Raw genomic sequence first — 11,558 nt, 5'->3', positions numbered from 1 at the left:
ATGGACAGGTGGCGGCTAATGAGCACAAAATAGGAACATTGTCAAGGGTGACACACGGTTGGCGGCTGCGCTTCTCCCGACTCCACAGAGGGGGCTACGATACTCACACATCTCCATTGGGCACTGGGGTCGATGACGGAACGCAACGGACCCCCTTTCCCGAGCGGGAGAGGGTTGGGGTGAGGGACGAGAACTTTCGGGATCGAGTACACCCTAAGCAGGTTTCGCAAAAGTGGCCGCCGGTTTTGCGATGAAAACCTGCGCGCGGCCAAGAACCTAAGCGGAGGATGCGTTGGCGTGCCAACGCAACTTTGCTTAGAAGCGCAGTCAGGTCGCGCCTCTTGCGGAGAGTTCTCAGCCCTCACCCTGTCCCTCTCCCGCACGGGAGAGGGGACCCGCGCTCGAGCCTGAGCCTGCGTTGCCAGACCGAATGTGTAGAATCCGCAAGTAGAGGAGGGAGCACGCCTGTCACAGCCGAACTGCGATCTGTGAATATCGCAGCCCGCCCGTGGGGGGCGTCGCGCCCTGCAACGGCCGTCAGTGTCCGAGCGGAACAGGCGCATCGTCGCCCGCAGAGGATGGAGAGGCCCCGATTTCGCTGCCGAACCGCGGGACACCTCGACGCAATCGATGGTCACGCCGAGCCGCCCGCATCACCCCGCGCGCTGCAACCGGCTTGCGAAGAACCCGTCCAACCCGCCGCGGGACCCCGGAACCTCGGCGAGATGGCACGGCAGGGTGCGCAGATCACCGTTGGCATCGATCAGCTCGGCCGCCCCGCCGACCTCCTCGGGCCGCACCGCGACACGCGTGAACCGGGGATCGCGCGCCAGGAAGGCCGCGACCTGGGCCTCGCCCTCCTCCGGCTCCAGCGAGCAGGTGCAGTAAACGAGAAGCCCGCCCGGCCGCACCAGCCCGGCCGCGTGGTCCAAAAGCTTCCTCTGAAGCACGGCGAGCCGGATGATGTCGGCCTCAGACTTGGTCCAGGCGACGTCCGGATGGCGTCGGATCGTGCCGGTGGCCGAGCAGGGCGCGTCGAGCAGCACCGCGTCGTGGTCCTGCCCCTCCAGCGCCAGGGCGTCGGCGACGACGATCTCCACATCGAAGCCCAGCCGGGCGACATTCTCGCGCAGGCGCTCCAGCCGCGGCGCGGACCGGTCGATGGCCGTGACGTGCGCGCCCGTGCCGGCGAGCTGCAGCGTCTTGCCGCCGGGGGCGGCGCAGAGGTCGAGCACGCGGGCGCCGGGCTGCGGCGCGAGCAACCGGGCCGGGATCGCGGCGGCGGCGTCCTGCACCCACCATGCCCCCTCCTGGAAGCCGGGCAGCTCCGGGATTGCCGGCCCGTTCTCCGGCAGGCGCAGGGAGCCGGTGGGAAGCCGCACGGCGCCGAGCCGCTCGGCCCACGCTCCCGGATCCCCCCGTGGTGTCAGGTCGATCGCGGCGCCGGCCAGATGCGCCCGCGCGATCGCGCCCGCGCGCTCCGGCCCGTAGGCGGCGCTCCAGCGGCGGGCGAGCCAGTCCGGCGTGTTGATGGCCAGCGCGTCCGAGCCCTCGGCCAGGATGGTGTCGCGCTCCCGGGCGATCCGGCGCAGCACCGCGTTCACGAGGCCGCCGAGATGGGCCGTCCGGTTGTCCGCCTTGGCGAGCCGCACTGCGAGGTCGACCGCCGCATGATCGGGGACCGCGAGATCGAGGATCTGGGCCGCCGCGGTGGCGAGCAGGGCCGTGAGCTGCGGCTTGGCGTCAGGGAGCCCGCGATCCAGCCGCTGGGCGAGCGCTGCGCGGATCAGGCCGTAATGCCGGAAGGTCGCGACCGCGATGGCGCGCGCCAGGGCGGCGTCCGCCGGTGCCAGCGCCTCGGTGCGGATCGCCAGCGCGAGGGCCTCGTCGAGCGCGGGCGGCCGCTCCTGGCCGATCAGCGCCACGACCGCCTGCTGCGCCGCGCGCCGGGCGCCGAGGCCCGCCGTATCGGAACCCGTGTCTGGCGTTGAAGTCTTTGTCCGCGTGTTGCGGTCGATGTCCCGCGATGCCACTTCTGCTCCAGAGCCGAATTCTCTCGGTCCACGCCCTCACACCCGAGCGAGCGCGATGCAAGACCCGAACTGGCAAGACCCGAACTGGCAAGACCCGAACGGACAAGACCCGAACGGACAAGACCCGAACGGACAAGACCCGAACACCACCGAGGCCGCACCCCGGGCGCTGAGCCCCGCGGCGGAGCGCGCCCTCGCGGAGGCGGCCGAGCGCCGCACAGCGATCGACGCCCGGGCGGCCGAGATCAGCGCCAAGCCCGAGCGGCAGGGCCGGGGCGGCCTTGAGCCGGTGCGCTACGACGATTGGGAGGTGAAGGGCCTCGCGGTCGACTTCTGAGCCCGGAACGCGGCGGCCCGAGGGCCGTTCCCCCTGCCTGATCGACAGGGAGCGAACGCGATGGCGACGAAAGTATCGGCCCGTGGTGCGGCCGAGGGGCCGCACGGCGAGATTACCCTGGCCCGGGGCGAGCGGCTCGGCATGCGGATGTGGCGCGCCGAGGAGCCGAACGCCGACAAGCCGATGACCACCTCCCCCCACGAGACCGTGGGCTACGTGATCAGCGGCAAGGCGGAGCTCGTGGTCGGGGCCGAGACGGTGGCGCTCGCGGCCGGGGATTCCTACTGCGTGCCGGCCGGGGCCGAGCACACCTACCGGATCCTGGAGACCTTCACGGCCGTCGAGGCGACCGCGCCGCCGGCTGGGTAATATCGGGTTCCCAAAGGGCGAGCCCTTTGGCGGGTTCTCAGGGCGGAGCCCTGAGAGCTTGTCCCTGGACGTTCATCAGGGCTCTGCCCTGGACCCGCGAAAGGGCTCGCCCTTTCGAAACCAGGACTTGATTTCAGTGCGTCATGTAGACCGGCGTGCCGACATCGACCCGGGCGTAGAGATCGACCACATCCTGGTTGTACATCCGGATGCAGCCATAGGACGCGTAGGTGCCGACCGAGCTCGGCCGGTTGGTGCCGTGGATCGCGTACTGGCCGCCCTGCAGGGTCATAGCCGCCGCGCCCATCGGGTTGTGCGGCGAGCCGCCCGCGATCAGGTTCGGCAGGCGCGGGTTGTCGCGCTTGACCTCGGCCGGCGGCGACCAGGCCGGCGCCACGTACTTGCCGTCGATGGCGGCGGTGCCGAACCATTGCTTGCCGGGCTTGCCCACCGCCACCGGATAGCGAAGCGCCGTCCCGTCGCCGTTGACCAAATACAGCTTGCGCTGGGTCACGCTGATCACGATCGAACCAGGCGCGACCCCGTTCTGGAACGGCACGACCTCGCGGGCCTGCGCGCCGCCGCAACATCCGGCCAGCAAGGCGCCGGTCAGACCCAATAAAGCCGCCACTCGACCCGACATAACCCGTTCCTCGATCAGCAAGTGCGTCTGCGGCCGAGTAATCCACGGCCGAGCTTGCCGTTCCAGTGAGAGCTATGGTTGATACGTGGATGGCGCCTAAAACCACTGATTACGGTAAAGCAGCAACGTAAATGTGTCCGCCGAGATCTTCGGCACGACTTTCGATCCTGTTGCGCGACCGCTCAGCGCTCGATGAAGCGGCGGCCGCGCGCATCCTCGGCCTGCCAGCCGTGGCGCTCCAGCTCCGGATCGCAATGCTCCTCCACCGGATGGCCGACGCACAGATAGGCCACGAGCCGCCACGTCTCCGGCACCGACAGGATCGCGGTCACCGCCTCGGGTTCGAGGATCGAGACCCAGCCGACGCCGAGCCCCCGCGCCCGGGCGGCGAGCCAGAAGCACTGGATGGCGCCGACCACCGAATACGCCAGGGTCTCGGGCATGCTGGCCCGGCCGAGCCCGAGGCCGGTCTCGGTCGCTCCGTCGCAGAAGACCGCGAGATGGATCGGCGCCTCGCGCAAGCCGGCGAGCTTCAGCGCCCGGTAGCGCGCCGCCCGGTCCGCGTCGTAGCGTTCCGCCGCCGCCGCGTTGCACCGGCCGAAGCTCGCGATCACGGCGGCGCGCCGGTCGGGATCCGCGACCCGCACGAACCGCCAGGGCCGGCTGTTGCCGACCGAGGGCGCCCGGTGGGCCGCGGCCAGGCACGCGTCGAGTTGGCTCCCGTCGACCGGATCGGTCCGGAACCGGCGCACGTCGCGGCGCCACGCGAACAGCGCGTCGAGATCCTGCAGAAAGGTGTCGTCGAAGGCGGGCGGCCCCATGACGGTGGCATACAGGCATCCCGGCCCGGACCGGAACAGAAAAAAGGCCGCCCGGATGGGGCGGCCTGAAGTCTTGGGTCTCGAAACCTCGGAGTGCCGGGTCCTGGGATCCCGACCGGCGACCGATGGCTGGGGAGCTGGGTCGCGGCGCCGGCCGGTCAGAAACCGGCGAGGTTCACCATCTGTTGTGCCACTGCAACGCGGCTCGCAAAAGGCGCGAATCGGGCGGAACGGTGTTTTTTGTCGCTTGGGTGTGTCGCGTGCGACACGGCCGGGCCCGGTCCCCACCCTTGCGGGCGGCTGCGGCGGAGGCCATCATCCGGCAAAGCAACGGCGTGCGGGAGTTAGGATGACCGAGAGGATGGGCCCCGGGCCGGGGGCCGACGAGGCGGCGGGGCATGTGATTCCCTTTCCCGCCCGCGCGGCGCCGCCCCAGGTGGCCTTCAACCGGGACGAATTGCGCGTGCTCTTCAACCTCTATGGACGGCAGGTCGCCGCGGGCGAGTGGCGCGACTACGCCCTCGACTTCCGCCGCGACAAGGCGGTGTTCTCGATCTATCGCCGCGCCTCCGAGATGCCGCTCTACCGGATCGAGAAGGATCCGAAGCTCGCCCGCCGCCAGGGCGCCTACGCGGTGATCGCCGCCAGCGGCCAGATCCTGAAGCGCGGTACCGACCTCGCCCGGGTCATCGCCGTGCTGGAGCCGGCGCCGAAGGCGGTCTGACCGGGCGATCTCATGAGAGGGACAATCCGCGCACGGTCCCGGCGATCTCGGCCCGGACCTCCGGCGGCAGCGGCCGGATCGGACGCGGCGGCTCGGCCCGGCAGAGGCCCAGGATGTCGGCCAGCGCGTAGACGACCCGCAGGCTCGAATAGGCCTTGAACAGCGCCCAGAGCGGTTCGAGTGCCGCATTCAGGGTCCGCGCGCGGTCCGCGTCGCCCGCCTCCACCGCCCGGACGATGGCGCGGCACGGTTGCGGGAACAGGCCCGCGGCGACGCTGAACCACGCGGCGCCGCCGGCGATCAGGGCCTCCGTGGCGTTCCAGTCGCCGCTGAAGCCGACGGGAAAACCGGCCGGCACTGCCGCGCGCAGGGCGGAGACCCCGGCACCGGCGGCGGGCACTTGGCGGCCACCACGCCGGGCAGGCGCGCGATCCGGCCGATCAGCTCCGGCGAGAACCGCACATGCGTGGTGGTGGGATTGTCGTAGATCACGAGCGGCAGGCCGCCCTCCCCCGCCACCGCCTCGAAATGCGCGACCAGCTCGGCTTCCGTGAGCGGCGTGTAGGAGACGGGGGCGAGGAGCCCCGCGGCCGCTCCCGCCGCCTGCGCATCCCGGGCCAGACGGATCGCCTCGTCGGTGCGCAGCGCGCCGATGCCGACCAGGAGGGGTGCCCGTCCGGAGACCGTCTCGGCGGCGATTTCGACCGCCTGCCGCCGTTCGTCCCGGGACAGGTAGGCGTAGGTGCCGGTGCTGCCGAGCAGGCCGATCGAATCGACCCCCGCCGTCGCCAATGGCTCCAGCAGCCGGCGCAGGGCGGCGGCATCGACGCGGCCGTCGGCGTCGCTCGGCGTGATCGGGAAGGCGGAGAGGCCGGTGATTCTCAGCATGACGGTAGGATAGCGCCCGCGCGCCGGCCGGTCAGGCAAAAAGAAACCCCGGCGGTTGCCCGCCGGGGTCTCCTCGATCCATCAGTCCGTCCCGCCTTAGCGGCGGTCGCCCATCAGGCTGAGCAGGAACTGGAACATGTTGATGAAGTCGAGATAGAGGGTCAGGGCGCCGTTGACCGACATCTTGGCCGCCATCTCACCGTTGAAGCCGCCGTAGAGATACATCTCCTTCAGCTTCTGGGTGTCGTAGGCGGTCAGCCCCGCGAAGATCAGCACGCCCAGCACCGAGATGGCGAACTGGAGGGCCGACGAAGCGAAGAAGATGTTCACGAGCGACGCGAGGATGATGCCGATCAGGCCCATCATCAGGAACGAGCCCATGCCCGACAGGCTGCGCTTCGTGGTGTAGCCCCACAGGCTCAGCGAGCCGAAGGCCGCCGCCGTGATGAAGAACACCTGGACCACGCTACCCCCGGTGAACACGAGGAGGAGCGAGGACATCGAGGCGCCCATCACCGCCGCGAAGGCGAAGAACATCGTCCGCGCCGACGAGGCCGACATGCGGTCCATCCGCATCGAGAAGATGAAGATGAACGCCAGCGGGGCGAGCATCAGCACCCACTTGAGCGGGCTGAGATAGAGGGTCTGACCGAACGGGGTCAGAATCGGGCGCGTACCCTGATAGGCCGCGACCGAGGCCATGTTCAGGCCGAGGGCGACGAGACCGGAGATCCCGAGGCCGACGACCATGTTGTTGTAGACGCCGAGCATGAAGGCACGCAGGCCCTGGTCGACCTCGACCTGGGTGCCGGCGTAGCCCGACGGCTGCTGGGCGCCGTACCGGAAGGGGCTGTTCTCGAATGCCATGGGAGTTTCCTTGCGGAGGCTCTCTCAGCGTGGTGTTTCGGGCGAGGCCCACGCAGGACCTCTGGCGCCAGGCTGGCACCTCGAACCGGAATATGTTGCGCGCACGCCTCCGACACAAGTGCCCGGCCACGGTTGCAGGGCCGGTTTTCGATGTCCGGAGGATGTATTTTTCTCCATCGGATCAGGGATTAAAATGCATTCTCCGCGGAGCGGCCGGAGTTCGACTGACGGTTGCCGCCGCTCCCGGTCGAGAATCCGGAGCAAGTCTTGGAGCGTGTGCTTCTCCCAGCGCCGGGCGCAGCGGAGCCGGCCCCCGCGCGGGAGCGGCTCCGGGCCGGCTTACCAGGGCAGCGGGCCCTGCTCGTTCGCGAAGGTCCCGGTCGGACCGTCCGCGCCGAGGAGCGCGTAGGCGATCGCGACGGTCGCGGCCTGCTCGGGCGTCCGGGTACCGGCGTAGTTGGTGGCCTCCGTGGCCGTGTAGCCGGGGCAGATCGCGTTGACCTTGATCCCCTTGTCCCGGAGCTGGGCCGCGTAGCTGAGCGTCAGCGCGTTCAGCGCCGCCTTGGAGGCTTGGTAGATCGGCATGCTGAATCCGGCGAAGGCCCAGTCCGGGTTGGCGCGCAGGCCGAACGAGGCCAGCTCGGACGAGACGTTGACGATGCGGGGGTGGTCCGACGCCTCCAACAACGGCACCATCGCGTCGGTCAGGAGGATCGGGCCGAGGACATTGACCGCCATGGTCCGCCTCAGACGGTCGGAGGCCGTGAGCGTCGGGTCGTGATCCACGCCGATGCCGGCATTGTTGATCAGGATGTCGAGGTATCCGTAGCCCTGCTTGATCAGCGTGGCCAGGTTCGAGGCGCTCGATGCCGCCGTGGTGTCCAGCTCGACGGGGCGGACTTGCAGCCCCTCGGCGCGCAGGGCGTTGCAGGCCGCCTCGCCCCTGCCGAGGTCCCGGCATCCGAGCAGCACCTGGGCGCCCTTCCGGGCGAGGCCGGTGGCGATCGCGAGGCCAATGCCGCGGTTGGCGCCGCTGACCAGGGCGAGGGTGGGTTTCGCGTTCATGTCGTCGTGTCCGCTCTGTTGGAGCCGGACCCTGCCCACGCGGCGCGCAGGAGCGTCGGCCCGGACGTGCCCCCGGCCCGCGGCCGAGGTGCTTGCACCGGCAAGCCGACTCGCTTATCGAACCTCAACCTTAGTTGAGGTCAAGAGGGTGTCGGGCAGGTTGGAGTCGAGCAAGCTGGAATCGAGCATGGGCACGCGGGCGGGACTGTCCCCGTTTCTGACGGTCGGCGAGGTCGCGCGCCGCAGCGGCATCGCGGTCTCGGCGCTGCACTTCTACGAGGCGAAGGGCCTGATCGCGTCGACGCGGACCGAGGGCAACCAGAGGCGCTTCTCGCGCGACATCCTGCGGCGCGTCGCGATCATCCGGGTGGCGCAGGGTCTGGGTGTTCCCCTGGCCGAGATCGCCGGGCTGCTGAAGCCGATCCCGATGGGCAAGCAGCCCACGGCGGCCGCGGTGCGGGCGATGGTCGCCGATTGGCGGGCCGCACTCCAGGCGCGCATCGACGGGCTGACCCGGCTGCGGGACCGGCTGGACGGCTGCATCGGCTGCGGCTGCCTGTCCCAGACAGAATGCCCGCTGCGCAACCCGTCCGACCGGCTCGGCCGCGCGGGCCAGGGGCCGGTGCTCCTGCAGCGCCAAGAGGGCTGACGGGGCTGGCGCCGGCGGGGTCGCCTCCATGCGAACGGCACGTTCCGTCACGTGCTCAAGCTCCGACGGCCAACGCGCGCGTTGAGGTCGGCACGCCACGCCGCGCCGATGCTCCGAGCGGATTTGCCGGCGCTGCGACGGTCCGCCCAGCTCTGAGGCGGTGTCCGGTTGATGGCTTCGGCCCCGCCGTCTTTGCGAGCGGAGCGAAGCAATCCAAGAGCGCCACCCTTGCAGACGTCGCGCTGCCCCGGGTCACTTCGCTTCGCTCGTGATGACGGCAGAGACGCATCAACCGAAGCGTTCAGACGGAAACCGTATGAGGTGGGCTGATCTCGTCCCCGCCGGACGATTCGCAGACTGGAGACGCCGGTGAGCGCGAAACCGGACGATTGGAAGCGGCTTCCCTTCGAGGCGATGTCGCCGATCACGGTCTACGACAGCGACGCCACCATCGCGGCATGAGGCGCGGGTCCCCTCTCCCGTGCGGGAGAGGTCTGCTTTCGCAGAAAGCCGGGTGAGGGATGAGACCTGTCCGGAAGAGGCGCGACCGATCGGCGCCTTGGAAGGTGCGCGCGATCCTGAACCTTCTCGACCCTCACCCCAACCCTCTCCCGCACGGGAGAGGGGGCATGTCGCGCTTGCCACCCGTGTTGGCAGACAATTGTCGGGTACCGTGCGCGCGCCTTCAGATCTGCCGCAGGTACGGCGCCGGCTTCTGCCCCAGGATCCGCCACGTGCCGAGCAGCCCGAGCAGGATCGCCAGCGCCACCGCGGCCCCGGCCGCCATCAGCGCGCCCGACAGATCCAGACGGAAATCGAGGTGCATGACCTTGGCGACGATCACCCAGCCGGCGAAGCTGCCGGCCGCGAGGCCGAACAGGGCCGTGGCGAGGCCGAGCGCCGCGTACTCGATGGCGTAGGCCGAGAGCAGGCGCGATCGGCTCGCCCCCAGCACCTTGAGCACCACGGCGTCGTAGAGCCGCGCCCGGTGCCCGGCCGCGATGGCGCCGGCCAGCACGAACAGGCTCGCCAGCACCGCCACGGCACTCGCCCCCCGGATCGCCAGGACCAGCCGGCCGACGAGGTCGCCGATCGCGTCGAGCGCATCCTTCACCCGCACGGCGCTCACCGACGGGAAGGTTTTCGCGACATCCCGCAGGATGTGGTTCTCGGTGGCCGCATCGGTGCCGCCCGGCAGGGTCAGGGTGGCGAGGTCGGAATGCGGCGCCCCCCGGAAGGTGCCGGGCGAGAACACCATCACGAAGTTGATGCCGAGGTTGCGCCACTCGACCCGGCGCAGGTTGAAGATCGTCGCGGTGAGGTCGCGGCCGAGCACGTTCACCGTCACTGTGTCGCCGCGCTTCAGGCCGAGCTGGCGGGCGAGGTCAGCCTCGAAGGAGACCAGCGGCTTGGCGCCCTGCTCCGGGCTCCACCACGCGCCCTCGGTGAGGTTCGAGCCCTCCGGCACGGTGTCGCCGTAGGTGATGCCGCGGTCGCCGTCGAGCACCCAGGCGGCGTCCTCGGGCGGGCGAATCTGACTCGCCGGCACGCCGTTCAGGGCGACGATCCGGCCGCGCATCATCGGCACGTCCTCGATCTTCCCATTGGGCGCTGCGCGCGCCAAGAAGTCCCGGAACGCGCCCGCGTCCCGCGAGGGGATATCGAGGAAAAAGAGGTTCGGCGCCCGGGCCGGCAGGGTCGCGCTGATCGTGCGGCGGACATTGGCGTCGATCAGGCTGAGCGTCACGAGGAGCGTCACGCCCAGGCCGAGCGACAACACGATGGCCGGAGTCAGCGCGCCCGGCCGGTGCAGGTTGGCCAGCGCCATCCGGGGCGCCGGCCAGCGCGGGTGCGGCAGGCGGCGGGCCAGCGCCATCAGGCCGAGTGCCACCACATGCAGCAGGCCGAACGCGATGGCGGCGGCCGCGATGAAGATCAGCGCCACCCGCCGGTCGAAGGCGGTCGCCACCGATAGGCCGACGAGCGCCGCGAGGCTCAGGCCCAGCAGGACCCGATAGCGCCAGCGCGGGCTGACCCGGGCGGGATCGACCGTGTCGCGAAAGAGGCCGGAGACCGGCACGTCGTGGGCGCGGCCGAGCGGCGTGATCGCGAACGCGAATGCGGTGATCAGGCCGTAGGCAGCGGCGAGCGCGAGTTCCCCCGGGGCGAGCGTGGGGTTGAGCGGCAGCGGCAGGTCGGCCGAAAACAGCGCGTCGAGCACGAAGGGCAGGCTCGCGCCGACGACGAGGCCGATGAGGGTGCCGATCCCGGCAATCAGCATCACCTGGGTCAGGTACAGGGCCACCACCTGCGAGCCCGGCGCGCCGACGCTCTTGAGGGTCGCGATCGCGGGCCGCTTGCGCTCCACGAAGGCGTGGACGGCGTTGCCGACGCCGACGCCGCCGACGATCAGCGCGGTCAGCCCCACGAGCGTCAGGAACTGCGTGAAGCGCTCGATGCTCTTGGCGAAGCGCGGATCGGCGTTGCTGCGCGAGCGGATCTCCCAGCCGGCCTCCGGGGTGGCGGCGCGGATCCGGGCCTGCGCGGCGTCGAGGTCGGCATCGGGGGTGCCGGGCGGCAGGATGAGGCGGTAGCTCCAGCGGTTGAGGCTGCCGGGCTGGACGAGACCGGTGGCGCGCAGCGTCGGCTCGGAGATCATCAGCCGCGGCCCGAAGCCGATGCCGCCGGCGATCTTGTCGGGCTCGGATACGAGGGTGCCGCGGATCGCCACCGGATGGCCGGCCAGCGCGATCCGGTCGCCGACCTTGATGTCGAGCCGGGTGAGCAGCGCCGGATCGGCCAGAGCGCCCGGCACCCCGTCGCGCTCGGCCAGGAGGTTGGCGACGGGCGCCTGCGGATCGGTGGCGAGTTCGCCCGCCGCCGGGTAGGTGGCGGGGTCGACGGCCTTCAGCTCGACCAGGGCCGCGTCGCCGCTGTCGGCCACCGCCATGGCCCGCAGGGAGGCGACGGTATCGAGCTTGCCTTCCCGCGCCAGGGCCTGCTTCTCGGCGTCGGTCGCCTCGCGGTTGATGAGGTTGTACGCGAGATCGCCCCCGAGGATCCGCCGGCCCTCCCGGCCGAGCCCGTCCGAGAGCGAGCGCGAGATCGACGCCACGCCCGCGATGGCCATGACGCCCAGCGCGATGCAGGCGAGAAACACCG

General features: G+C 70.5%; 10 protein-coding genes and 1 pseudogene. 4 read left to right on the top strand and 7 right to left on the bottom strand.

Translation table 11 applies throughout. The features are described 5' to 3' along the window. Window positions 1-653: 653 nt before the first annotated feature. On the bottom strand, window positions 654-2,018 hold the full coding sequence (locus tag OXS49_RS30730) for an RsmB/NOP family class I SAM-dependent RNA methyltransferase (RefSeq protein ID WP_267428380.1): 1,365 nt from the start codon (window positions 2,016-2,018) through the stop codon (window positions 654-656). 70 nt (window positions 2,019-2,088) lie between these two features. Between OXS49_RS30730 and OXS49_RS30725 the strand changes: the two genes are divergently transcribed. Then, window positions 2,089-2,370, top strand: coding sequence for a DUF1674 domain-containing protein (locus OXS49_RS30725; RefSeq protein WP_267428379.1), 282 nt, complete (start codon window positions 2,089-2,091; stop codon window positions 2,368-2,370). Between the two features lie 60 nt (window positions 2,371-2,430). Further along, window positions 2,431-2,739: a cupin domain-containing protein gene (locus OXS49_RS30720; RefSeq protein WP_244004011.1), complete on the top strand. Its 309-nt coding sequence runs from the start codon at window positions 2,431-2,433 to the stop codon at window positions 2,737-2,739. A 133-nt stretch (window positions 2,740-2,872) separates the two neighbouring features. Here OXS49_RS30720 and OXS49_RS30715 read toward each other — a convergent pair whose 3' ends face one another. After that, window positions 2,873-3,382 (bottom strand): L,D-transpeptidase, encoded by a 510-nt coding sequence (locus OXS49_RS30715; protein ID WP_244004013.1) that lies wholly within the window; start codon window positions 3,380-3,382, stop codon window positions 2,873-2,875. Window positions 3,383-3,564: 182 nt separating this feature from the next. Beyond that, the gene (bluB, locus tag OXS49_RS30710) at window positions 3,565-4,203 is read right to left on the bottom strand and encodes a 5,6-dimethylbenzimidazole synthase (RefSeq protein WP_244004015.1); all 639 of its coding nucleotides are present in this window, start codon (window positions 4,201-4,203) and stop codon (window positions 3,565-3,567) included. Between the two features lie 349 nt (window positions 4,204-4,552). Between bluB and OXS49_RS30705 the strand changes: the two genes are divergently transcribed. After that, the gene (locus OXS49_RS30705) at window positions 4,553-4,927 is read left to right on the top strand and encodes a DUF2794 domain-containing protein (RefSeq protein ID WP_244004017.1); all 375 of its coding nucleotides are present in this window, start codon (window positions 4,553-4,555) and stop codon (window positions 4,925-4,927) included. A gap of 10 nt (window positions 4,928-4,937) precedes the next feature. Here OXS49_RS30705 and OXS49_RS30700 read toward each other — a convergent pair. From OXS49_RS30700 to OXS49_RS30690, 3 genes and pseudogenes are all read right to left on the bottom strand, one after another. Beyond that, window positions 4,938-5,815, bottom strand: a pseudogene (locus tag OXS49_RS30700) (dihydrodipicolinate synthase family protein). 96 nt (window positions 5,816-5,911) lie between these two features. Then, window positions 5,912-6,682 carry a Bax inhibitor-1/YccA family protein gene (locus OXS49_RS30695; RefSeq protein ID WP_244004021.1) on the bottom strand — a complete coding sequence of 257 codons (771 nt, stop codon included), beginning with the start codon at window positions 6,680-6,682 and terminating at the stop codon, window positions 5,912-5,914. A gap of 339 nt (window positions 6,683-7,021) precedes the next feature. After that, window positions 7,022-7,747, bottom strand: coding sequence for an SDR family oxidoreductase (locus OXS49_RS30690; protein ID WP_244004023.1), 726 nt, complete (start codon window positions 7,745-7,747; stop codon window positions 7,022-7,024). Window positions 7,748-7,934: 187 nt separating this feature from the next. On the opposite strand from OXS49_RS30690, the gene soxR reads away from it, so the two are divergent. Further along, a complete protein-coding gene (gene soxR, locus OXS49_RS30685) occupies window positions 7,935-8,396 on the top strand; it encodes a redox-sensitive transcriptional activator SoxR (protein ID WP_244004025.1) in 462 nt (153 codons plus the stop codon). A 685-nt stretch (window positions 8,397-9,081) separates the two neighbouring features. Here soxR and OXS49_RS30680 read toward each other — a convergent pair. Beyond that, the coding region (locus OXS49_RS30680) for an FtsX-like permease family protein (RefSeq protein ID WP_267428378.1) at window positions 9,082-11,558 on the bottom strand (2,477 nt) is incomplete at its 5' end.

It is taken from the genome of Methylobacterium sp. GC_Met_2, assembly GCF_026540795.1.
Taxonomy (GTDB): domain Bacteria; phylum Pseudomonadota; class Alphaproteobacteria; order Rhizobiales; family Beijerinckiaceae; genus Methylobacterium.
This window is presented reverse-complemented; position numbering and strand designations above follow the sequence as displayed.